This window comes from Photobacterium aquimaris (genome assembly GCF_002954455.1).
Lineage (GTDB): Bacteria > Pseudomonadota > Gammaproteobacteria > Enterobacterales > Vibrionaceae > Photobacterium > Photobacterium aquimaris.
Genome location: NZ_MSCC01000001.1, coordinates 1628181 through 1654043, shown reverse-complemented (window position 1 = coordinate 1654043; position 25863 = coordinate 1628181). Strand labels below are relative to the sequence as shown.

The window sequence follows — 25863 nt, the reverse complement described above, 5'->3', positions numbered from 1 at the left end:
CCGGTTTCAGGTGATGTTGATATTGCAGTGAAAGCAGGAGTCGACCGCCTTAATCCAAGCACTGCGACCATTGATAATACTAAACTCACGGCATTGATTGATGAATTACAATCAGAATTAACATCTAATGGCGAAAAGATCAGTTTTAATTATGATCATAATACAGGTGTATTAACGGGTACTACTGACGGGAATGTTGTTGTTACAGTAACCGTGACTGCGACACAAGCTGCAAATGGACATGATGCTGATATTAAAGTGTCTATTACACAACATTCGCCACTTGACCATAATGGTAGTGATAATGGTGGGTGGGTAAATGTTGATGGCGATAAGATTGTTATCGATGTTCCAGTACAAGTTAAAGATACAGATGGTGATCTTCTTACTAATGATGTTAATACTCAAATTACCATTGAAGATGGTGCTGGCCCTGTAATTATTGCCGCACCAGCATTAACTGTTGAGGAAAGTGATTTAGCCTCAGGTTCGACTCCATCGGGTAATGGTGAATCAGCTATCGGCGATATTGTTGTTAACTCAGGCAGTGATTATGTCACTAATTACAAAGTAGACGTTGACTCGTTTAATCAACAAAACGACATAACTTCGCATGGCCATAAGATAACCTTATCGCAATCAAGTGAAGGTACTTACCAAGGTATTGCTAACGGTAATGTTGTATTTACTTATTACTTACTACCAACTGGACGTTATATCTTCCAATTGCATGGCACGATAGATCATCCAACTCAAGGTGAAGATCAATTAACCATTGATATTCCAGTATATGCGATCGATAACGATGGTGATGTGAGTGGAAGTGTTAATGTTAATGTCACGATTAAAGATGATATTCCATCGGTTCACGATGTGACATTAGCGACAGTCGAAGATAGCTCAAGTACGCAAGAAAATGTGATTATAGCAACAGGTGCTGACGGTGCTGAAGTGACAGCCTTGATTGTTGATGGTCAACATATTGCGTTGTCTAGCTTAGAACAATCCGGTGAATATCGATTCTATGAAGTGAAAGATGGTACGCAAGTATTAGGTGAGCTGATGATCAAGCCTAATGGTGATACTTACTTTATAGCCAAGGATAACATCTCTCAAACCCAAGAAGAGCTAATTAAACAAATTGGTTTTGAAGTAACCGATGGTGATGGTGATACTGCAACTGGCACAATAACTTTAGATATTTCCGATAAAGACGCCATATTACAAGTTGAAAATAGTATCGGTGAAGAAGACGATGGTCGTCACTCTACCGATCCAAACGATAATGTTGATCCAAGCCGTAATGGTATTGCTATTAATATGATCATTGATGGTGGTGATAACGACCGTGGTGAACATGTTGGTGCGGTAACTATTCAACCGCAAACACAAGCACATGGTGTGTTTATGTATAACGGCCAACCACTCACAGTTAATAGTGATGGCAGTGTTACTTTACCACCGAACGCGTTTACTGTTGATAATACTAATCCACCGGATGTGAAATTTATTTTACAAGGTGTGACTTTTGTTCCTGATGCTGATTATTCTACTTCTGCTGCTGGAATAAAATTTGACGTAACTGCACAACTAAATACTACTGACGGTGGCAATCATCCGGTTATGAATGGTGAGTTCTCTATTAATGTTCAAGGTATTGCAGACACACCAATCTGGAATGCAAGTTCTGTTGATCACTATGTCATCTCCGAAGATCAGGATAACGTGTTACTTAATGTTGTCGCTGATTTACAAGATACCGATGGTTCTGAATCGTTATTCTATTTCATTACTGTACCTGATGATTATAAGGATAAATGTACTTTAGAAATTGGCGGCCAGTTATTGGTTGAAACGTCACCAAGCTCTGGTGTGTATAAGGTAACAGCAAACCAGATGGCGTCCGTTGAGGTTAATCCGGTAGATAATTTTAGTGGCGATATTGAGTTAACGATTCAAGCGCAAAGTAAAGAAAATAGTAACTTTGTTACTGGTCATCAAACCGCTGACTCTGAAATTAAAACAGTGATTATTAATGTCGGTCCTGTGGCTGATGATGCGGTATTGAAAGTCACGCGTGTTGAAGCAAATGAAGATCAACGGATTGATTTATCAAGCCATATTACTTTGACATCATTGGATGATAATACCGATGGTTCTGAGGCTTTATATCTACAAATTTCGGCATTGCCTGATGGTGCTGTACTGTATCTTAATGATCAGCTACTGACGCCAAATGCCGATGGCGTATATGAGATTTCATACCAAGAACTAAGCGGTCTATCAATGCAACCGCCGTTAGACAGTAATGTCGATTTTAGTATTACGGTTAATGGTGTTGTTCGTGATGTCGCACAAGTGACAGATGCGAACGGTCAAGTGACGACTGAGACCAGTGAAAAAAACATCGGTCCTCAGTCGATTGATATTACGTTAACGGGTGTGGTTGATGTTCCTAAAATTGAATCTGAAAATTCAAATTGGACACCATTAGCTGACGGTAAAATTGGTTTACAAACCACGATAAAAGAAGATGGTGAAGCACACTTTGACTTTAAGGTGGTATCGGGAGAACACACTATTGGGGGTGCAACCGATGGTTCAGAAACATTAAGTGCTGTAATTTCAGGTATTCCAGATGGAGCCAAACTTTACGATCAGAATGGTAATTTGCAGACATTAGTTTATGCCGGTGACGATGCAAATGGTCAACCAATTTACCAAGTTAATTTAGGGACATTAAATGATGTAGTTATTGTTCCACCAGAAAATAGCGTGGAAGATATTACATTAGATGTACGCGTTGTTGTGACTGAAAACGATGGTGCGAGTATGGCGTTTAATGGCGAACTTATTATTCATGTTACGCCAGTCATTGATGCGGATAATTACACCACGACATCAACTGGTTTTGAGGATAATAATGAAGATGGCAAGCAAATTATTGAAACCATCATTAATTGGCAGCCATCGCTGACTGATCCACAAGAACACATTACTGGTTTAGCGTTGAGCGGATTACCTGCAGATTATCGGTTATTTATTGATGGTGTAGAACTGAATACAGACACTAATGGTAAAGTTGGGTTGACTTCTCAGCAGTTAAACACTTTATTAAACGGTGGCAAATTAACGGTTACTGCACCACAAAATTCAGATCAAGATATTACCTTAACTTCAACGGTAACGGTGTCGCAAACAGATGTTGATGGTAATAAAGAAACGGTAACCAAAGATATCACAGGTACATTAGTTGTAGATATTAAAGCCGTTGTTGAAGCTAACGGTCACTTAGTGGTTGATAATAATGGCACCGTTATAAGCACAATTGTTTCTGGTACTGACGGTGTAATTGATCTGTCTCATAATGCAGGATCTGACGGCCAAATTATTTGGCAGAATGATGATACTTCAAGCTCGGAAGTGATTCAGCAAGTGGTACTTGGTTCGGAAGAGCATCCAATTCCTATCGGCTTTGTAATTATTGGTGGCATTAATAACGGTAATGGTAGCTGGACGGTGCCGCAATCATCACTAGATGACTTAAAGATAATTGCGCCAGAAGGGTTTAATGGTCAGTTAACCCTTAATATCAATGCGCTTGTTCAAGATATGAGCGAAGACGGTGATGTGAGTGATAAAGTTAACAAACAAGATACGATCACTCTCGATTTTAGCGCTAATACTGAAGATCATACTGAAAAAGCTGCCGATATCATTGTCGATGATAGTTATATCGTAACGGGTACTGAAGATCATAGTGTTACTCTTGGTCAGCAAATAATGAATAATATCCTTACCATCAATACAGCTAACGATGATCAAGTTCACGATGATTTTACCTTAGTAATCAAAGCCGATAATTTACCTCAAGGTGCAACAATTTCTGGGGCTGATTTTGACCACGTTACTGGTGAGTATGTATTAAAAGTACCTGTTGACGCTATTAATGGTACGGTTGATCTGTCTGGCATCACATTAAACCTCCCTGCTGACTACGCCGGAGATTTTAAATTTGATGTTACATATGTCACCACAGATACCGATAGTGGGGATTACATAATCAAAAATGACACCATTGCTGTGCAAGTTGCACCACAAGTTGATGGTCCTAAAAATGTCGAAATCACGGTTGTAGAAACTGATGGCTTAAACGCCGATAAGCAGCCGATCTCGACTTCTGATGATAAGCAAGAGCAGGTATACGACAATATTGCTTATGAAGATGGTGATATTAAACTCGATCTTTCTATGAGTTTAAAAGATACCGATACATCAGAGACTGATGGTAAAGAAACGATACAGTCAGTAACCCTAATATTAGCTGATACTACCAATGGCGTATTTATTGATATTAATGGCAATGTGCTAGGAACATCAATTACGGTTGATCAAAGTCAGCTTGATAATATTCACTTTAGACCTGCACTTGATTTCAGCGGTAAGGTCGATATTAATGTCAGTACGACAGTGGTGGATACTGTTATTTATGATCAAACTAGCGGGGCGACAGTCACTGACACGAAATCTTTTGATAGTACGGTTAGTTTTGATGTAATTGCTGTGAATGATGAAATCAAATGGCAAGGTATTGATGCACCGATTGTTGGTGATGAAGATACTGCTATTCCATTGGCAGGAATCAGTGGTTCTTTAGAAGATGTCGATGGCTCTGAGCATATTGTTTCGATGAAATTAGAAAATGTGCCAGATGGTTTTATCATTGAAGGTGCTGTTAATAATGGCGGTGGTGTATGGACAATTGCTGCATCTGGTGAAAGCTTTGATTTAAGTGATATTAAAGTGCGTCCACCCCATGATTTCAGCGGTACAGTTGATATTAATATTGTGGTTTATTCAAAAGAAGACTCACTGGATAAACCAGCAGAGAATCGTGAAACTATCACTATCGATGTACAGCCGATTGCCGATAAAGTAGATACTGATATTACACCTAATGTTACCGGTGATGAAAATAGTCCTATTACGCTTGATTTAGGCATTAAAGCTTATGATGACGAAAATAGCGTTAAGAACCCAAATACAAATATACATGAAAATGGAGCTGAATCATTACAAATAATCATTACTAATGTTCCTGATTCAAGTTCGTTTACCTTGCCAGATGGGGTTGATGGCAGTGTTGAAAAGCAAGCTGATGGTTCATGGATAATTAAAGTGACAGGTTCTGAACTGGATACATTAATTTTCCATCCGGGTGATGCTAACAATCAAACGGTTATTGACGGCAGTATTTGGAATGGTGATTTGAATCTCGATATTCGTGCGGTTGATAATGGTGTTGTTGGTACCGACAGTGTTGCAGTTGATAAGACTATCCATGTTGATGTTATTCCTGATAATGATGCACCAGTAAACCATTTACCTTCAGATCCATTAACGGTTGATGAAGACGCTACACTAGTGATTAATGGTTTGCAAATTACCGATGTTGATAGCAATGATCATGATGCAGTAATGGATATGACTGTCACTCTAAGTGTTGAGCACGGTCAGCTTGCTATTGCCTCGGGTGTCGATACATCGGGCTTAACCATCACTGATAATGGTGATGGTAAGTTGATTATCAATGGTGATTTAAACTTGATTAATCAACTTTTAGATCATGGAATTAACTATACCGGTGATAAAGATTTTAACGGTACTGATAGCCTGACTATGACCACTAATGATAATGGTAATTCAGGTGCCGGCGGTCCATTAACCGATACTGATAGTATTAATATTACAGTTAAGCCAGTTAACGATGCGCCTGTAAATACTGTACCAGCAGCATTTGATGTTAATGAAGATAGTAGCCATGTTATTACAGGCTTGAGCATTGCAGATGTTGACGCTAAAGAAAGCGGTACTTCGGGGCAAATGACAGTTGAGCTTAGTGTTGAACACGGCCAACTTGCTATTGCTGCGGGTGTCGATACATCAGGTTTAACTATTACTGATAATGGTGATGGTAAGTTAGTGATAAGCGGTGATATCGATAAGATTAATACCTTGCTTGATGCGGGTATTAAATACACTGGTGATGAAAACTTTAATGGTAGTGATCAGCTAACCATGACTACATCAGATAACGGTAATGTCGGTAGCGGTGGCGTGTTAACCGATGTGAGTACGGTTGATATCACAGTAACACCGGTTAATGATGCACCTGTAAATACAGTACCAGCAGCATTTGATGTTAATGAAGACAGTAGCCATATTATTACTGGATTGAGCATTGCAGATGTTGATGCCAAAGAAGGTGGTACATCGGGACAAATGACAGTTGAGCTAAGTGTTGAACATGGACAACTGGCGGTTATTGCAACCGATACTCAAGGGCTAACGATCACTGATAATGGTGACGGTAAGTTAGTGATAAGCGGTGATATCGATAAAATTAATACCTTGCTTGATGCGGGGATTGAATACAGTGGCGATCAAAACTATAACGGTAGCGATCAGTTAACCATGACCACTTCTGATAACGGTAATGTCGGTAGCGGTGGTGCGTTAACCGATGTGAGTACGGTTGATATCACTGTCGATGCGGTCAATGATGCACCGGTCAATGATGTACCTACCACGATTACTGCGAGTGAAGATACTGCAACAGTTGTGGAAGGTATAAAAGTTACCGATGCTGACTTTAATGAGCTTGCCAATAATGAAGCGATGTCGGTGACATTAGCGGTTAATCATGGCTCACTATCGATTACATTACCGACAAATAGTGGTGTTGAAGTTACTGATGATGGTAGCGGTAATGTGGTTCTGAAAGGTTCAATGGCAGATATCAACGCGGTACTTGATAGTGGTGTGAGCTATACTGCAGCTGAAAATTTCAGTGGCATTGATGAATTGACCATTACAACCAATGATGGTGGTAATACCGGCTCAGGTGGCAGTCTATCGACGACCAATAAAGTCAATATTACCGTCACACCAAAAGCGGATATGCCATCCTTAAGTTTAAGTTCGGATCATATTCAAACCGCTGCGATTCAAAGCTCATTAGGGACAATGTTGCCTTTGATTGGCTTAATTGCTGCAGCGTCAGCTGATGCTTCTGAAACACTGACTGTTAAACTTAGTGATTTAGGCTCAGCTCAGGTTGTTGATAAAGCTGGCAATGTTATTGGTACCGACTTAGGTAATGGTGAGTGGCAAATTACTGCGCAAGATCTGAATGATGTTTATATTAAAGATCTTACTCAAGGTACACACACAATCAGCGTTGTTGCAGTATCGACTGAATCTGATGGTTCTCAAGCAATATCACCAGCGGTTAATATTGATGTCGTGGTTGATGATCTTAGTGTAACCAATAATATCATTGGTCAGAATAGTGCGTCGAATCAAGCGAATTTAGTGATTGATAGTACTGCTGAAGCAACCCTGTTTGGCGGTGACGGCAATGATATTCTCGTAGGTGGTTTAGCATCTGATATTTTAGTTGGCGGTCGAGGTGATGATATTCTGTGGGGAGGTGATCTTGATGGCCATGGCGATGGTGTTAAAGATACTTTCTTATGGTCTGAAGCTGATTTTGGTACTGCTAATGCGCCAGTGACAGACACTATTATGGATTTTGAAGTGGGTATTGATACCATTAATCTTGGTGATGCGCTTAATAGTCAGGATATTCAATCTGTTGAAGATTTGAATAATCGTTTGAATATCGTAGAACAACAAGGCAATACTGAAATTCAGATTTTTGATGATCAACATCAAGTTGTGCAAAACATCATATTAGATGGTGTTAGTTATAATGATCTCTTTGGTGATAACGCTGCTAGTATGACAAATGCTGATAAATTGGATGCATTACTTAATAGTGGTAATCTTGAGTTAAGTGATAATTTTGGTAATCAACAAGATAATATCTTGACTGCTGATAACCAAGGCGAGTCTTTGTGTGGTTTCGGTGGCAACGATATTCTTGCTGCTGGTCAGGGTAATGATATTTTAACCGGTGGTAGTGGTGATGATGTGTTCATATGGCATGAAACATCGCTTTCGGCGGTGGAAAATACGGATACCATTACTGATTTTGAGTTAGATAAAGATCAAATTAACCTTTATGACTTATTGACTGATGATAATAATAGTATTGTTGATATGGATGTTTTATTGAAACATGTGAGTGCTGATGTTGATGATAACGGCAATCTTAATCTTGAAGTGAATAGTACTCAAGGGCAGTCACAGCATATTGTGTTAGAAAATTTCAACCCACAACATGATTTAGGCTTAGTAGATAGTGCATCTTCTGCTGATATTGTGTCATCCTTGTTCAATCATAATGTGTTTCAAGTTGATAATAATCATTAACGATTAATTAAACTAAAAAAGCAGCTTTGAATAGCTGCTTTTTTGATAAAACAAAGAGAAAGAGTGATGAAAAAAGGGCTAATTGGTGGTTTGCTGCTATTAAGTTCAGGTGCAGTATATGCGCAAAGTTGTCCTGTTAACGTACCTAATCCAATTCATATTGATAAAGGAAACGTGTCTGTTTATGAAGCAGGAAAGCCAAAGTTATTAATAGATGATAATAATAATTTGTTTATTAATGGTAAGCAGGTTGATCTTAATACGATGCAACAGCAAGCATTAACAGCTTACAGCGATAATATGCAGACCTATTTGCCACAGATGGCAGCGTTAGCTCAACAAGGCACAGACCTAGCATTAGCAGTATTGAAAGATGTATCAAGTAGTTTTAACTCACAAACTGCATTTGCTAAAGTACAGACATTGGTGAAACAATTAAGTGAGCAGGCGCAACATAAATTTTATAATGCGCAAGGTGATTTTGTGATGCCTGCTGATGTGTTTAGTAGTATGGATACCACCTGGAAAACAGAATTTGAAAATGCGATCCAGCAAGTTACTGTTGAATCAATATCAAGTGTATTAACGGCACTTGGTGATGAAATGAAACATGGCGATCTCGATTTTAGTCAAATGCAGACTAAATTTTCGAAGTTAAAGACGCAGATCACTGATACTGTGGCTCAGCATAGTGGTGAGATGAAAGTAAAAGCGAATGATTTATGTGGCTCAATTGAAGGCTTAGCTAAACAAGAGCAGCAACTACAACAAATTATTCCACAGTTGCAAGATATACCAATGTTTAAGAGTAATGCTAATGCAAGATAATCAAAAATAGCACTTAAGGGTGCTATTTTTATTGGTATTTACGCCTACACTTGATAGATAAGACATCAGTGTCATGCTTAACGTTGGTGAATGTTACTGCTTGTAAATTTGTTCGCTAAGTCAATGGAGCGCTATATGTTAAAGATTTTAATTATTTTTGGTCTATTAGGCTTTGCATATTGGGTGATTCGCTATTTATCAAAGTCACAACAAAATCAGATTGTCACAGGCCTTGTTGCAGTATTAGGCTCTGCGGCAATCATCTTTATTGGATTTGAACTCTTTCGTTAAAGTAAATCAGTTAGGGCAATGCCAATACCGAGTCGTTGTTGTTTATGGTTGTAATCAATGAGATTTTCACCATAACCTGTTGAGTATTTTGTATAACCTCGTAATTTACCCCATAGCGGGAAGGTCAATCCCAATTCACCGTAGCCTTTGTGAGTTGCAAAGTTTTGGCGGCCAGTAAAACTAAATTCGTAATCTTGCCATTTATAAACTGCATTCATCTCATAATGCCCCATATAATCGATGATATCTGGATTGTCATCGCCAGTCGCAGAAGATGGTGTTTGTTTTTTATCTTCAGGTATTCGCCACCACGGGCGTAGTGATAGTGCTAAATTGCCTTTCTCAATGATCAGATCTGTATAGACACGGTTCCAGCTTCTCGATAAGCCCTGAGTGCGACCATTTGATTGGTGTTCAATACCCAGTGTCATCCAAGTTTTAGTGCCAAAGGGGGCCCATGGTGTGGGGGCAAGATAAAATATTTCAGGACGATAATTGGTTTCTCTAAACGGACGCGAAAGATCAGCGGCATACACTTGCCAATATGACTCTAAGGTGAAAGCGACAAATAAGCCATCATCATCAATCAATAAATCACCATAATTTAATGGCGTTTTAAAACTAATTTGAAACTCCGCCTCAGCATTTTTCATCTTACCAGCCCATGGACTATCTTTATAAGCGGCATCATTAATGCTGTCTGTCATGACGATCGGTAGAAAATAATTCATGCGATGGGGAGTAATAACGAAGCGGTTAAATGCTGTTTTACGTTCATTTTGTAAGCGTTGAGAAACAAGCGTTGGTAGGGCTTCTTCTGGTGTAGCTACTGCTGAAATGTTGTTTGTACAATGTAAACGGATGTCATTGAGTGTCAAGTTGCCACTTTGGTTTTTTGCTGCATTTAGTAGGCAAGCATCATATTCTTGAGTCGTGCTTGCAGCCGCAGTACTCGCAATAAATAATGAAGAAGTAAGGCAAGCAGTATAGATACATCTCACAATGAACAATTATCCCTAAAAGTTAAACAATAAACAGGTTATTAATCCGTTGTTATATTGTCATTAGTGTACCTAATTAGTCACTATATTTATTAATATTAAGTCAAATATTTGTAAAACAAAAACGCCGTCTAAAGATAGACGGCGATTATTGTTTAACGTGCAGTTTTTGAGTGCTGTATTAGCTATGCGCCACTGCGACTACGTGTTGGTTTGCCATTTGGGCGACCCCCTGTTTTACCATTACGGTTAGTCGGGCGACTATTTGGTTGGGCAGGCTTTCCATTACGGTTACCATTGGTACTGGTGTTATTATTACCACCACGGTTACTGCTAGTGCCTGTTTTTGCTGTATTGTTACTACGTGAGCCGTTTGGTTGCGGTTTACCATTACCTACAGGTTTACCATTTCGATTACCTTGAGGGCGTTTACCATCGGTACGAATATCTGGCTGATTTGGGTTCTTAGTTGCAAAGCGCTTAGAACCATGACGACCTGAACCACGGCGTTCTGCTGGTGTCATTTCTGCTTCACTACCAGCTTCTGGTACTAAACAATTAGGGCGATTACCAATAAGGTACTTCTTACCCATTGTCGTTAGTGCATCACGAATAAGAGGCCAGTTTAGTGGATCATGGTAACGTAAGAGTGCTTTATGCAGTCGACGTTGACGTTCACCTTTAGCAACAAATAAATCCTCACGACCTTTGTACTTCACTTTCTTTAATGGGTTAGTTTCAGAGTGGTACATTGCCGTAGCATTACACATTGGTGATGGGTAGAAGTTTTGTACCTGATCGCACTGGTAATCATTTTGTTTAAGCCACAATGCAAGGTTCAACATGTCATCATCAGTTGAGCCTGGATGCGCTGAAATAAAGTATGGAATCAGGTATTGTTTTTTGCCTGCTTCTTGACTGTATTGTTCAAACATTGATTTAAAGCGGTCATAGGTACCCATGCCCGGCTTCATCATCAGATCAAGTGTGCCTTTTTCTGTATGTTCCGGTGCGATCTTTAAATAACCACCAACATGATGAGTAACAAGTTCACGCACGTATTCTGGCGATTCGACAGCTAAATCATAGCGCACACCAGAGGCAATCATGATCTTCTTGATCCCCTTAACATTACGAGCATTACGATATAAATCAATTAGATGTTTATGATCGGTATTTAGCTTCTCACAAATTTTAGGGAAGATACATGATGGGCGACGACAGTTAGCTTCTGCACGTGTGTCAGAACAGCCAAGACGATACATGTTCGCTGTCGGGCCACCTAAATCAGAAATAGTACCAGTAAAACCAGGAACTTTATCGCGAATGTCTTCTAGTTCATTAAGAATAGATTCTTGAGAACGGTTTTGAATAATACGACCTTCGTGCTCGGTAATTGAACAGAATGAACAACCACCAAAACAACCACGCATGATGTTAACCGAGGTTTTGATCATGTCATAAGCTGGAATTTTTGCTTTGCCGTAACTTGGGTGAGGTACGCGAGCAAACGGTAATCCAAATACAAAATCCATCTCTTCAGTTGATAATGGAATTGGTGCACGGTTGATCCATAATTCACGATCAGCATGTTTTTGAATTAATGCGCGTCCAGAATAAGGGTTGGTTTCTAAATGCATGACACGGCTTGCGTGAGCATATAAAATACGGTCATTGGCTAGCTTTTCATAAGATGGCAGACGGACAACCGTATTTTCTGCGTCGTGGCGCGATGGACGAACGTGAATTACCTGTGGCTGCTTTTCTTTTTCTTCTTTATTAGATGCACAAGTTTCTTCGGTTGCATAAGGGTTTTGCATCACCATTGGACGACCAGGCTTTTCAATACGTGATGAATCAATTTCCTGATAACGCTCAGGAATGTCTTTGATCATTACTGCAGTGCCTGCAATATCAGTTAATGACTTGATATCTTCGCCATTTGCGATACGGTGTGAGACTTCAACCAATGCACGTTCAGCGTTACCAAATAACAGAATATCAGCCTTCGCATCCATTAATACTGAGCGACGAACTTTGTCAGACCAGTAATCATAGTGTGCAAGGCGACGTAAACTTGCTTCAATACCACCCAGCACGATAGGTGCTTCTTTATAGGCTTCACGGCAGCGTTGTGAATACACCAATACGGCACGATCAGGACGTTTGCCACCTTCATTGTTTGGAGTGTAAGCATCGTCTTTACGCAACTTACGATCCGCGGTATAGCGGTTGATCATTGAATCCATATTGCCGGATGTAATACCAAAATAAAGATTCGGTTTACCCAATGCCATAAAATCGTCTTTATTGTCCCATTTAGGCTGCGCAATAATACCCACGCGAAAACCTTGAGACTCAAGTAAACGACCAATAACAGCCATACCAAAACTTGGATGGTCAACATAGGCATCACCAGTAACAATGATAATGTCACAGCTGTCCCAGCCAAGAGCGTCCATCTCTTTTCTAGATGTTGGCAAGAATGGAGCTGTGCCATAGCATTCAGCCCAATACTTAGGATAGCTATCAATAGGAGTTACTTTAGTGTGCATGTTTTGACCTCTATATTTTGAGGCGGGAATTATAGCGGCTCATAAAAAGGCTGGCTAGTGATTATAAATCTTGATGTTAAACAAAGTTTTTAATAAATCGTGTTCTGACTCTTAATGATAGTGGTTTATTGTGTGACTGAAGGCGCGAAAATATAATTTATTATGTAATAAACGGTGCATTGAGGATGAATAACTTACCACTCAATACGCCGATAATTAAGCCGTTAAGAAGAGGTGATGCCTGACTGTAAGCTTCTTACATCCGATCCATCAGGGCTTTGATATACAGCAAGATCAAATTGGGGCAAAATCGCTAATACATGGTCAAAAATATCAGATTGAACTGCTTCATAAAAAGCCCATCGAGTATCATTAACAAACACATAAATTTGCACGGGTAGACCTTGTGCTGTTGGCTCTAATTCACGCACCAAAAAGGTCATATCTTGACGAATTTTCTTGTTTTGCTTTAAGTAAGCCTCTAGGTAAGCACGAAATACCGTAATATTGGTAAGCTGTAATGCATGCGCATCACCGCTGGCTATTTCAGTGTTTCTTTTCGTTATAAAATCTGCCACATAAGGGAGCTGAGCTAATTTTTGTTGTTGTTGTTCATCTATAAATTTAATCGTTTCAATATCTATTAGCACTGAACGTTTGATGCGTCTCCCTCCAGATTCCTGCATTTGACGCCAGTTAATAAATGAGTCTTGTACCAGAGCATAGGCTGGGATATTGGTCACAGTATTGTCCCAGTTTTTTACTTTAACAGTTGTTAAAGAGACTTCATCAATACTACCGTTAGCGCCATATTTATCCATTTGGATCCAATCACCCACTTTTACCATTTGGTTAGCTGACAGCTGAATACCAGCCACAAAACCTAAAATAGTATCGCGGAAAACCAATAACACTAAACCCGTAGCAACACCTAAACCGCTTAAGAAATAAATAGGTGAACGGTTAGCTAACACTGAAATAGCAATAATAAAGCCAATAAAAAAGAGGATTAATTTTGATAATTGAACAAAACTTTTGACCGGTAGGTTACGGCTGATCTGATTAATATCTGCCATATCGTTGGTTGCATCAAGAAATGCATATGAGCTTCTGACTAGAACGATAATCAGCCACAAGCTAAGCGTACGATCAATAAAGCTACTGAGAATGGCATGTTTATCTAATACTAGCGGTATAACAAGATTGAGTACCATTGCTGGAATAGTCAGTGATAATTTTTCAAAGACTTTATGGCGCACCATAACGTGTCCCCATGTTGCTTGGGAACGTTTTATGGCTGAGCGTAATAATGTAAGTAAGCCCCAACGCACAAAGACATAAGATAAGAATGCAAGGGCACAGCAAAGCACCATAAAGATGGCGGTTGATATATTATCTTGTGGTTGAACATTGATCCCCAGCTGTGACATGCCATTAGCAATGTCTAAGCGTATTTTATGGCTCAAAACTGAACTCCATACTCACACGGTGAATAAATAAATGTTGCATGATGATTGCTTAATATCATTATTTAATAACAGTATTAACAATGATACGAGTATATTTTAGTGGTGGCGTTTATCTTAGCATAATCATAAAGCTGCATTAGTGATAGAATCTTAGAATACCAAGTATGTATGTTCTATAAATAGTATGGAGATGATGGTGGCCAAAAAGTATTATGTGGTATGGCAAGGTCGTGAGCCCGGCATTTATGATGATTGGGCAAGTTGTAAGCAGCAAGTAGATAAATTTGCAGGTGCACGCTATAAATCATTTCCAACTCAAGCAGAAGCAACCGCCGCTTTTGGTAAACAACCTCAAGCAGTAAGATCTACAGCAGTGGGAAGTAATAAAACCACTGTAAAGCGTACAACAACCAGTAAAGGATCATTAACCAGCGAACAAGTTCATGCATTAACTGCAGAAATTAAAATATTTACTGATGGCGGTTGTGATCCAAATCCGGGTAAAGCGGGATCAGGGTTAGCATTATACCGAAACAATCAGCTCTGTGAGTTATGGTATGGCTTGTATGAACCAATGGGTACCAATAATACCGCTGAGTTAAATGCACTTAATCAAGCATTGATCTTAGCCGAACAAGCGTTGGCACAAGAGTCCACTGTCGCTATTTTTTGTGATTCGAAATATTCAATTCAATGTATTACCCAATGGGCGATAACATGGCAAAAAAATGGCTGGAAAAAAGCCGGCGGAGAGATTAAAAATCTAGCTTTAATTCAACAAATGTTTGCCCGTTACCAAGCACTAAAATCACAGCTTGTGATCCACCATGTAAATGGTCATGTTGGTATTGAAGGTAATGAATTGGCTGATCGTATGTCAATTTTAGCGGTCGATACGAAAACAGTCGACTTTTGCTTATACCAACCGCCTTATGATTTGGCTGCGTTACTTGCTCTTCGTGCGGGTTAAGCTCTGTTAGCTTTGGCTTAGTACAGCGAGCATACGTAAAATGTTCGCTTTATTTTCGCCACTGCCCATCATTTCTGGATTGGCTAATGCATATAAATAGCCTTCAATAGCACTACCATCAATATCAGCTCTGAAATCAATTAAATTTGCCCATTGCTCGATATCATCAGCATCAATTTCATCAGCAAGGTATTTTTCTAATACCATGATTAAATGCTGGTGGCTGACCTCAAAAGGGGGATCATTGGGGGAGTTTTCTGCATTTACAAATACTGAAAACGCCGCGTCCCGTTGAGGACCAAAGGTCAAGATTTGAATAAGGGCTTGTTGTTTGTTCATAACATCATCATGTGGTTTTGATTGATAATGGAATTGTGCCGTGAATAACAATATAAAAAAAGCCCACTGAGGCTATTTTCTCAATGGGCTTGGTATTTTTCAGTCGTTAATGTTCTATATAGTGATTAAGCGTACATCGGTACTAAGACAAATGTACCCACAATAACAGTCGCTAAACCACAGATAACAGGCACGAATGTACGTTTAACAACATCAAACGGGCTGATTTTCGCCATACCAGATGTTGCGACGATAACCCCAGAAACAGGTGAAATAGTACGACCTAAGTTTGATGCTTGTAACATTGGAATAATTAGGAAAGCAGGGCTTAAACCTAATTTACCCGCTAGCTGAGGTGCAAGTTCTACGAAAGCATAGAACGGTGCGTTACCAGAGCCTGTTGCAATAGCGGCAGCAACTGTTAGTGCTGTTAGTAGTAGCATCAATGCGAAACCACCTGCGCCAGCTTTATCTGCTAGCGCAATCAGGTTATCAATCGTACCAACTGTCATCAGTCCTTGCGCAAACACACCCGCAGCAACTAATAGCATTACTACGCCTTTAAATGCGTCACCCATACCAGCATAGCAAGACTCTAGATTGCTTAATGTCGTCTTACCATCTAAACGGTTAGTCAAGAAATCAACTAAAGCACCAAGTGCAATTGAAACGATTACAATTGTGTAAATATCCAGTTTTAAACCTGGAATGGTTTCACCGTTAAATAAGAATACGCCGATAATTGGCATGAAAGGTAAGATAGAGTAATAACCAGGTGCATTGACCTCCATTTCTGAAATATCAACACGTTCCATTGGCGTATTGTCTCTCTTATCAAGGTATTTATTCCAGAAAAACGCTGCTACAGCCATAACGATAATGGCGCAGATAGAAACAGGTAGTACCGTTTCAACGGCAAAGACGTGTAACGGTAAACCTGATTTTTCAGCTGCAACAACAACGTCACCTGATGTTGGCGATAAAATAATAGCAGCAGGTGATGCACATACCGCAGCCGCTGCTGGGCGAGAAATACCCATTGCTGTCATCATTGGGAATAGGGTTGCCATTAATAGCACCCCAAGGCCGGTTGCAGAGCTAACTGCAAGTGACATTAAACATGCCACAATATAGGCTGCAACTAATAATGCATAAGGTGATTTAATAAAAGAAAGAGGCTTTGAAAACTGTTTTACAACAACATTATTTGCACCGATGTATGTCATATAAGAGGCAAAACCACACAAAAGCATGATTTGTAAACCTAGGCCACCACCACGGTTTTGAAGCATGTATTTCACATACTCAAGTGAATCAGTTAGCAGGTTACCTGTAGATGCTACTTTTGCAGGTAAAACAGAATGACCTAATATCCCTGCAATAATTAATAATGAAACGCCAGCGGTTAATAAAACACCGGCTGCGTTATATCCTTTTACTATGTAATAACCAACGGCAATGGTAATCACCAAACCAATTAATAATTCCGTCATGGAAAACTCTCTCCTAAAATCAAATTAAATATGCATTTATGATGTTTTACGGCATTTTTTTCATAAAAGATGCGATTAATGTAGCTAAAAAACAGCTTATGAACGACTGTTAACAGTCTAAGTTATGATCTCTGGCATGCTTTTATTGATAATGTTAATAATTTGATTTTTATGATGTTAATTATTGATATTGTTATGTTTCGTAAGTGTTAAAATTGCCTTGCGTATCATTATTGTTGGCATTGCTGTTTGACGTATTCAATAAATGTTCTGTCGGCAAGTGAGAGGTAACCTTGTTTGCGCCATGCCATTGCAAGATCTAAATGAATAGGTTCAGCAAAGGGAATAGGAATAACGTTCGATTCATGGTCAGTGACTAATTCAAGTAAGGATGTGATAGCAAAGTCATGGCGAATAATTTGTAAAATCATGGGTAATAAATTAGTTTCAAATGAAATATTTGCAGTTAGATGATGTTGTTCGCAAATATGATCTAAAATTTCACGATGAAAATACCCAGGTTTAAATGCTACCAATTCTTGCCCAAAAAAATCGTCAAAAGTGATGCTTTTTTGGGTCGCAAACTCATGTTGTTCACTCACTACTGCGACCATCTGTGAACGTAATAGATGCTCTATTTGTAAACTACTCGGTACGTTATGATTAATAATAACACCAAGATCTAATTCCCCCTCAACGAGCATTTGTCGAATTGACTGGGTACCTGCTTCAACAATTGTTAATTTTAAATTGGGGTAGTGGCTTTTAAAGCCCATCAGTATTTGAGGAAAAAAATAGGATCCCAGCATACTTGGCACTCCAAGTCGTACTTCGCCTTTTTCTAATCCGCGTAACTCTTTCATCGCTAAGGTTGCATCGTCGATTTTTTGTAATATTTGTTTAGCATGTATAAGCAACACTTCACCTTCTTGAGTGAGGCTAACTTTGCGTTCATTACGATAAAATAATGTCAGATCTAATTGCTGTTCAAGTTTTTTGATTGCTACGCTAAGTGCTGGCTGTGCAATATGAAGTTGCTCTGCGGCACGAGTAAAATTTTTTGTTTGTGCTAATTGAGTGAAGTAAATAAGTAAACGCGTGTCCATGGCTATAATCTTTGTTTATCACTGTGATATTAATTATATATTTTCATTATTATGTAGCTATTGTTATCGTCTTGTCACGTTATGTTTAGTTTTTGAAAATAGATATTTCTACCCTAATGACATCCTGGGATAGGCATAGATCGTTTAAAGGTGAGATCATGATCGAGATAAACACATTAGCCTATAAGAAAACCAGTTTTGCACTGGCATTAGGGTCATTTATCGTTTTTTGTAATTTATATTTATTTCAGCCAATGCTGCCGTTGATGGCGAAAGAATTTGCTGTGTCCGCGACTCAAATTAACTGGGTATTAGCGGCAACAACATTAATGCTGGCAGTATGTTTAATTCCGTGGGCTATTGCTTCTGAGATAGTCGGACGACGATTGATCATGGTGATCAGCTTATTATTGATGCCCATTGTGGGGATCGTGATGGTTTTCACTCAAAATTTATTGAGCCTAACTTTAGTACGCGCGGTGATGGGGGTTTCAGTTGCAGGCTATGTTGCTGTTGCCGTGGCTTATATGGCTGAAGAGTTTAGTCCTACAGCATTAATGTTAGCGGTTGGTAGCTATATTAGTGCTAATTCATTAGGAGGCATTGCAGGACGATTATATGGCGGTATTTTTGGTGAGCAACTTGGCTGGCATTGGGCGGTATTTGGAATGGCGGTTATGAGTTTAATTGGGGCTATTGTAGTAATTAAATTATTACCGCCACAGCAACATTTTGTTCGTCATAACCATCAACTGTACGTACATGGTCGACAGTTAATCGCACATCTTAAACAACCAATATTATGGCTAGCAATGTTAATTGGTGGAATAAATTTTGCTTTATTTATTAATCTTTACTCAGTGACTGGATTTAGATTAGTAGCTGCACCATTTAATTTGCCATTAAGTTGGGCATCATTAATTTTTGTTTGCTATTTAAGTGGCACCATCACATCACGTTTAAGTGGTCGTTGGGCAAGTAAGTTCAATCCAATATCAGGGATGATTTTAGGAGGGATTTTAAGTTTGGTGGGAATGTGGTTAGGATTAGTTGAATCACGTATTACTATTTTAATCAGCTTACTGTTATTGAGCTCAGGCGCATTTTTTACTCATTCATTAGCTTATGCTTGGGTAAGTCATCATGCCAAAGTCGCTAAAGCAACGGCTACTGCGCTCTATTTAGTTCATTATTATGTTGGTGGTAGTTTAGGGGGATTTTTGTTGATTTACTGCTGGCAGCATGGTGGTTGGAGTATGGTTGTTACTGGCGGTACAGTATTGTACTCACTAATGTTTATATTATGTGGGTACTTAATGAAAGCCAAGCAACAACCTATTTTACAACCCCAATGAGGCAATAAGCGTGGCTAATCGATCGCGATAGTTAATGTGTAATGGCTGCTCTCACCGCGGCGAGCAAAGGCGCGATATTGACCAATGCGAATAGTGTATTTGCCATTGTAAGGTAATACATATTCGCCATTGTCATTAATATCAGCAGAATATGGAGTTAAATCAGCAATCCGTTCAAGTTTTGAATCGAGAAGAATAACCCATAATTTAGTACTTTTGGTGTCGAGGGTTACTTTTAAATGCTGATCTTTTTTAGCATAAAAAACATAATTATTAACATCATAGTTGGCTGTTGTCGCGACATACTGCTCACTGCTAGTTCCGGTTTTAAAATGAACCGCTTCATTGCTATCAGCAGCGATAGCCATAAAAGAACAGCTGCTTAATATCAGTGCAGTAAACAATAGCCCTAGTGGTTTTAGAAATAACATAATATGTTGACTCAATCGTTAGATAAACCTATCTCGCTAACCATTGAGCGAGTTAAAAGTACGCAGTATTTAATCGGGGGGAACACTGCGTACTTGATTAGTATTATCAAAAAGAGCCGATTGGTAAAGGTGTGTTTAGTCAGCTAATGCCATAGCCAGTAAACTAACTGGATGAATTGTTGTTAAATCAGTGTTTTCCTCAATTTGCCATTTACAGGTTTCACAATCAGTTATTGCATAATCAGCATTGGCATGGCGTATTTTTTGAAATAAGTCCTGGCCAATTTTTATTGAAGTATCATAATTTTCAGTTTTAAAACCATAAGTTCCTGCTAAGCCGCAACATTGGCTATCTAATACCTCAAGTTCTAAACCTGGAATCATTTTCAGTAATTCAATGGTATATAAACTCCCTCCAGTGCGCTCTAGGTGGCACGGAGTATGGTAGACCACTTTCTTATTAATAGGTTTTAGCTTAGGGGTATTGCCATTCATAAATGCTTTAAGTAGAAAACGGGTCACATACTCAATTCGATCGGCAACGTTAGCATTATCAACTTTTAAAACATGTGGATATTCCTCTCGTAAGGTAAACGCACAAGTTGAAGAGGTTGAAACAATGGTAGAATTATATTTTTCAACAACCGCTGCAAAACTTTGAGTATTGAGCAATGCGTTTTTCTTGGCTTTATCAAAGAAACCATTAGCAATCAGTGGTACACCACAACACTTTTCTTTTTTTAGTAATTGCACACCAATGTTCATTGCATTCATGACCTTGATGAAATCTTTACCTAATTGTGGGTGATTATAATTTACATAACAGCCGTGAAAATAATGTACTTGTTGTGGATAGTGAGTTTGGTTATGGCAGTGTTTTTTATACCATTGGCGAAAAGTACCATGGGAATATTTAGGTAAACTTTTATGGTCATGAACCCCAATGGTTTTATGCATAACTTTTTTAACCGGTTTCATGCTGGTAATCGCATTGACGATTGGTGCGAAAGGGGTCGCGACAGATCCCATTAAATCGGTATGGCTAAGGACAAAATCACGAATAGTTTTAATATTTAGATCGTGTTTAGCATGTTTACTGCGCGCAACAGCAATCATGTCACCAATTTTAACGCCAGAAGGACACGCGGTTTCACATCGTTTGCAGTTGGTGCATAGCTTGAGCATATCATCATAAAATTCCGCGCTTTTAATCCGTAATCGCTCGCCATCAGGACCACATTGTTTAGGGCCAGGGTAATTAGGATTGGCTTTAGCAACAGGGCAATAAACGGTACATACGGTGCATTTAATGCATTGGTCAAAACTGGTATCTTGCTTGAGCATTAGATATTGCCCTCTGCTAATGATGGAAAAATAGCGCTTGATTGATGGTTGTTCTGTAAGGCGATCATTGATTGTGCCGCATGAAAACCGCTACTAATAGCAACACCGCTGCCACAGCCTTCAAAGACAGGGTTGTAATGCGCCAAAATAGCCCCTGCACAATAGAGATTGGTAATGGTATTACCGTTAAGGCTTGGTTGTAGTTGCTGATTAGTTTCAACGCCCATGCCTAGAAATTGATGCGGTTGATTGCTGAAAAATTGTGATTGATACCAATGCTGGTGGTTGGTTGATGCTAATGGTGCGATATCTAATCCAAAAATGGCTTCTTCAATATGATGGCGTTCTGCATGTAAACCACGGCTAAAGAAACTACCACTAGCGAGTAAGTAATGATTGGCAACTAGTGGCATGTCACCATGGTGGCGAGTGAAAATACGTTGTAATTGGTTATTCTCAAATTCACCATGAGTCACTTCATCACCTGCAAGAATCAACCCACCTAACGATTTATAATAGCTTTTCATCGCATCTTCTAAACGAATGCCAAGTAGCGATGGCGGCATGGTTGGAATTTCACACAGTGTGTAACCGGTTAACTGTTCAATTTTTTTGATGATCTTAATGCCAGTACCGTTACCAAAGACAGCTGGAAGAACCACCAGATCTGCCTCGCCAATGGTATTTTTCATGGCTAACGCAAAACGTTGTAGTTTATTTTCATCGGCTAAGACACGAGAAATATCAATCGAGCGGTATTCACACGGATTACGCTGCATGAGTTCTACATCAGGTAATGCAACAGCTGCAGTGGTAATTTCTACGTTAGCAAAGTGGGGTAGTAGACGTAAGTTATCGGCTGCTAATTGGGGCTGAAAATCACGGAAACCATCAATCGTTACTAATGCGAGTCTATGTAATGCTTGTGCGGGTTCAAACATCGGAAAAGGGTGTACTGTTGATTGTGATAACCATGTCGCTTTAAATGTTCCCATTGGAGTAATGCGCAAATGGTTACAATCATCAGCTTGATGATGCAGTTCAATGCCAATATTTGCTATTGTCTGTTGATACCAATCAATCGCTTGACGAGTAATATCAAGCCCTAATTTACTGTAAGGATGCTGTGGTGATTGAGTAGTTAAGGTGTCAAATTCATTAAAAGGATATTGGATTGCAGTGCCATTAGGTAAACGGCTTAACACATCAATTGATCCTGACGAAAAATGGAGTGCACTTTGACCTGCAGCAATAACGGCTGTTTTAAGTCCAGCTTGAGCACAACGGATCGCACAAGTTAAGCCTGCAACACCACCACCAATAATTATATTATCAAAATTCATTATTTTTCCTCGTCTTGTGGCTGGTTAGTATTGGTAGATGTTGTTGCTGGTGGAATATCACTGACACCAAATAGACCTTCATAAATCCAATAAGAAAACTCGCCTTCGCGTAAAGCATCTCCCCAAAAAACAGGTTTAATGCCTTTCCAGCGTTCTTCAAGAAAATCACTCAAAATATGGCTTGCATGGTTGCCATCAGTGTTGCCATATTCAGCAAATAGTCCAGCTGCTCGATAAGAACATAATTCCCCTTGGCAAGGTCCCATACCAACGCGAGTACGACGGCGTAAATCAACTAAGTTATGCACATCAAGTTGCTTGATGGCATATTCAACTTCACCACAAGTTACCATTTCACATTCACAAATAATGGCTTGGCTTTTCTTATCATCGGTTAAAAATTGTTGCGCGCGCTCACCGTGGCGGTAATAAGCAGATTGATAAACTGGTTTGGCTAAACTGGCTGTGTGCTTAATGGCTTTAGGTTGTTCGGAGCCCGGTAATGGTCGTTGGTGAGTGGTACAAGGGGTGGTATTCCCGAGTTTTATGGCAACCAAGTCGGTGGTCCATTCAGCCATCATGCGATAGGTCATTAACTTACCGCCAGTGATAGTAATAAAACCATCCATGCTATCGCGTTCAGCGTGATCTAATAGCACGATCCCGCGGCTAATATTACGGCCGCTAGTATCACCATCGACAGCCACTAATGGACGTACGCCTGCATAAGCACGTAATACTCGAGTATTGGCCATGATCGGAGCAAGTTTGGCACCTTCCTTTAATAAAATATCAATTTCTTTACTCGTGACATGAAGGTCATCAATATCTTTATAATCAATGCGTTCTGAAGTTGTTCCAATCAATGAAATAGTATCTCCGGGAACTAAAATATCAGCATCAGAGGGCTTGCGACAGCGGTTGATCACTAAGTTATTAATACGATAATCTAAGATCAATAATGATCCTTTGGCAGGGAACATAGTGATATTAAGATCACCGTACTGGCAGATTTTCTGGCCCCAGATCCCTGCCGCATTAATTACCTGTTGAGCTCTAATTTCAAAATGAGTATTGGTTTTAAGGTTTAAACACTTAACTCCTTTAACAATGCCATTTTGTTGAATAAGGTCAGTAACAAAAGTGTGATTAAACAATTGTGCGCCATGTTCGATAGCATCAAGTGCATTTGATGAAGCAAGCCGAAAAGGATCAATGGTACCGTCGGGGACTTTTACCGCTCCAATTAAATGCGGATTACAGTTCGGCTCTAATCGTAACGCTTGTTGTGGGGTTAATTGTTCGACATCAATATCAGCACCTTGGCAGGCGCTAATAAATTGCTGTTGAAATTGAAGATCATCACTTGGCAGAGAAATAAACAATCCTTGTGTATCTTCCACACAATGACGAGCAATATTTTTAAGAATACGGTTTTCAGTAATACATTCTTTGGCTGATTCTGGATCTGTCACGGCATAGCGGGCACCAGAGTGAAGTAAGCCATGATTGCGACCTGTTGTTCCAGAGGCTAAATCGTCTTTTTCAATTAAAATGCATTTTATACCGCGCAGGGCACAATCACGCATTATCCCTGTCCCAGTTGCACCACCGCCGATGATCACAACCTCTGTTTCTAACCAAGTCGTCATGTTCGTTTCGCTTATCGTTATTGATTATATTATTAGCGTTTTAAACGCCCACTATTTTAATAGGGTTAATATGCCATTAAATTACATTCTATTTGTTGAGCGAATGCACATAAATGAGCGAACGAACATTAACATGTTCCTTTTTGTTCATGAAGTGGCTAATTGAAGATCAGTAAACGGAACTGTTAATACAAAGGTTGTGTTTAGCGGTAAAGGGGCGGCTGAGATTCGCATCTTGACGTGACTTGAGTATAATTGTGCTCCCTTAATTTTTTATGATGCTTAATATGATCGGCTATCTTGCATTTTTAATTCCGGCACTACTTGGTGCGCAATGTATTCTTACTTTAGTTCTCACCAAAGGGGAAATTTGCCCTGGTCAACGTGGTCGCGTACATAAAATGCTGCCTGTATTACTGGTTGGATGGTTATTAGCTGCGATCAGCCAAGTATGGGCAGTACTTCCGCTATTAAGCTTGTTATTTTTTACCGTCAAAGTGAAAACCAGTAAAACACGAGATTCAGGGCCTCTCATTGTGCTTTATGGTGCGAATTTGTTGGGTTTCATTTGTTGGGTGATGTTATTGCCAATGATGGATATGCCAGAAGTGTTGCTGAGTTTAGTGGCGATGGTGCTATACGGTAGCTTGCTTGCTCATGTATTACTTACGTTTTCACGCACTCGCTTACAGGCTTTTCATCGCATTTTGCCGTTTGTTGGCTTTGTGAGTGCAATAGTATCGGTACTGTTATTAGTGTGGAAAATTATCTTTATGGGTGAGGCTGCAACTGCGCCTTATACTGTTGAAGTTGTGACTTCATTAGTGTGTTTGGTGATTGCATTACTGGTATGGTCGGGGCATATTTTATTACATAAAACCGTCAACAAATGGCAGCTACTAGCAGCAGCGGCATTACTTACTTTTTCAGCCGTGATGCAATTAACCTTATTTTAAGCCATCACTGTGAATCCTAATTAGCCTTTATCTTGTTTGAGATAAAGGCTTTTTTATAGCTGAAATGTACAACAGGGAGAATTTGTAATATATCGTCTATGCTTAATGAGTTACATATAGTAATGACAATGATCATTGAAATAGTAAGGGGGATAAAATGGAAATTAATAACTTACTTGGTATGGATACCCATATTGTGATTGGTATTGTGAATGAGCGTTTACGGTTAGAGTGTTGCTCAATGGCTGAATTAACCTCTCGTTATGAGTTAAGCGAAACTGAACTGATAGAGAAAATGGCTCAGCAAGGCTATCATTACGATCCATTAAATAATCAGTTTAAGTAATAAAAAAGGAAATATAGGATAACTCACTAATTAGGTGGGTTATTTTG

17 protein-coding genes are annotated in these 25863 nt (G+C 39.4%); 7 read left to right on the top strand and 10 right to left on the bottom strand.

The features are described from left to right. Positions 1-27 precede the first annotated feature (27 nt). The 3 genes from BTN98_RS07295 (at position 28) to BTN98_RS20280 (ending at position 9456) form a co-directional block, all read left to right on the top strand. A complete protein-coding gene (locus BTN98_RS07295) occupies positions 28-8337 on the top strand; it encodes a T1SS-143 repeat domain-containing protein (protein WP_240616112.1) in 8310 nt (2769 codons plus the stop codon). 66 nt (positions 8338-8403) lie between these two features. After that, positions 8404-9165, top strand: a complete 762-nt coding sequence (locus BTN98_RS07290) for a DUF2884 family protein (protein WP_060999669.1) — start codon at positions 8404-8406, stop codon at positions 9163-9165. A gap of 135 nt (positions 9166-9300) precedes the next feature. Next, positions 9301-9456 carry a hypothetical protein gene (locus BTN98_RS20280; RefSeq protein ID WP_162840644.1) on the top strand — a complete coding sequence of 52 codons (156 nt, stop codon included), beginning with the start codon at positions 9301-9303 and terminating at the stop codon, positions 9454-9456. Here BTN98_RS20280 and BTN98_RS07285 read toward each other — a convergent pair. The 3 genes from BTN98_RS07285 to BTN98_RS07275 all read right to left on the bottom strand — a co-directional run bounded on the left by BTN98_RS07285 (position 9453) and on the right by BTN98_RS07275 (position 14478). Further along, entirely contained in the window at positions 9453-10457 is a 1005-nt protein-coding gene (locus tag BTN98_RS07285) for a phospholipase A (protein ID WP_060999666.1), read from the bottom strand. The two genes, BTN98_RS20280 and BTN98_RS07285, sit on opposite strands and share 4 nt — an antisense overlap. 185 nt (positions 10458-10642) lie before the next feature. Beyond that, complete coding sequence (locus BTN98_RS07280; RefSeq protein WP_060999663.1) at positions 10643-13012, bottom strand: YgiQ family radical SAM protein; 2370 nt, start codon at positions 13010-13012, stop codon at positions 10643-10645. A gap of 224 nt (positions 13013-13236) precedes the next feature. Beyond that, positions 13237-14478 (bottom strand): mechanosensitive ion channel family protein, encoded by a 1242-nt coding sequence (locus BTN98_RS07275; protein WP_082732196.1) that lies wholly within the window; start codon positions 14476-14478, stop codon positions 13237-13239. A gap of 199 nt (positions 14479-14677) precedes the next feature. Between BTN98_RS07275 and BTN98_RS07270 the strand changes: the two genes are divergently transcribed. Next, positions 14678-15451 carry a ribonuclease H family protein gene (locus tag BTN98_RS07270; RefSeq protein WP_060999677.1) on the top strand — a complete coding sequence of 258 codons (774 nt, stop codon included), beginning with the start codon at positions 14678-14680 and terminating at the stop codon, positions 15449-15451. A 6-nt stretch (positions 15452-15457) separates the two neighbouring features. Here BTN98_RS07270 and BTN98_RS07265 read toward each other — a convergent pair whose 3' ends face one another. The 3 genes from BTN98_RS07265 to BTN98_RS07255 form a co-directional block, all read right to left on the bottom strand. Further along, positions 15458-15790, bottom strand: a complete 333-nt coding sequence (locus tag BTN98_RS07265) for a hypothetical protein (RefSeq protein ID WP_060999675.1) — start codon at positions 15788-15790, stop codon at positions 15458-15460. Between the two features lie 125 nt (positions 15791-15915). Further along, on the bottom strand, positions 15916-17283 hold the full coding sequence (gene dcuC / locus BTN98_RS07260; protein WP_060999661.1) for an anaerobic C4-dicarboxylate transporter DcuC: 1368 nt from the start codon (positions 17281-17283) through the stop codon (positions 15916-15918). 230 nt (positions 17284-17513) lie between these two features. Continuing rightward, positions 17514-18389, bottom strand: coding sequence for a LysR family transcriptional regulator (locus BTN98_RS07255; protein WP_060999657.1), 876 nt, complete (start codon positions 18387-18389; stop codon positions 17514-17516). Between the two features lie 158 nt (positions 18390-18547). On the opposite strand from BTN98_RS07255, the gene BTN98_RS07250 reads away from it, so the two are divergent. Further along, positions 18548-19744 carry an MFS transporter gene (locus BTN98_RS07250; RefSeq protein WP_065190126.1) on the top strand — a complete coding sequence of 399 codons (1197 nt, stop codon included), beginning with the start codon at positions 18548-18550 and terminating at the stop codon, positions 19742-19744. A 14-nt stretch (positions 19745-19758) separates the two neighbouring features. Here the strand turns inward: BTN98_RS07250 and BTN98_RS07245 are convergent, their stop codons facing one another. The 4 genes from BTN98_RS07245 to glpA all read right to left on the bottom strand — a co-directional run bounded on the left by BTN98_RS07245 (position 19759) and on the right by glpA (position 24514). Continuing rightward, the gene (locus BTN98_RS07245; protein WP_060999653.1) at positions 19759-20175 is read right to left on the bottom strand and encodes a hypothetical protein; all 417 of its coding nucleotides are present in this window, start codon (positions 20173-20175) and stop codon (positions 19759-19761) included. Positions 20176-20310: 135 nt separating this feature from the next. After that, on the bottom strand, positions 20311-21519 hold the full coding sequence (glpC, locus tag BTN98_RS07240) for an anaerobic glycerol-3-phosphate dehydrogenase subunit GlpC (RefSeq protein WP_060999652.1): 1209 nt from the start codon (positions 21517-21519) through the stop codon (positions 20311-20313). Then, entirely contained in the window at positions 21519-22862 is a 1344-nt protein-coding gene (gene glpB, locus BTN98_RS07235) for a glycerol-3-phosphate dehydrogenase subunit GlpB (protein ID WP_060999650.1), read from the bottom strand. The genes glpC and glpB overlap by 1 nt, the downstream gene beginning before the upstream one ends. Further along, complete coding sequence (glpA, locus tag BTN98_RS07230) at positions 22862-24514, bottom strand: anaerobic glycerol-3-phosphate dehydrogenase subunit A (RefSeq protein ID WP_060999648.1); 1653 nt, start codon at positions 24512-24514, stop codon at positions 22862-22864. Before glpA ends, glpB begins: the two co-directional genes overlap by 1 nt. Before the next feature lie 287 nt (positions 24515-24801). On the opposite strand from glpA, the gene BTN98_RS07225 reads away from it, so the two are divergent. Beyond that, entirely contained in the window at positions 24802-25470 is a 669-nt protein-coding gene (locus tag BTN98_RS07225) for a hypothetical protein (RefSeq protein WP_060999646.1), read from the top strand. A gap of 157 nt (positions 25471-25627) precedes the next feature. Continuing rightward, the gene (locus tag BTN98_RS07220) at positions 25628-25816 is read left to right on the top strand and encodes a DUF4250 domain-containing protein (RefSeq protein ID WP_060999644.1); all 189 of its coding nucleotides are present in this window, start codon (positions 25628-25630) and stop codon (positions 25814-25816) included. The last annotated feature ends 47 nt before the right edge of the window (positions 25817-25863 follow it).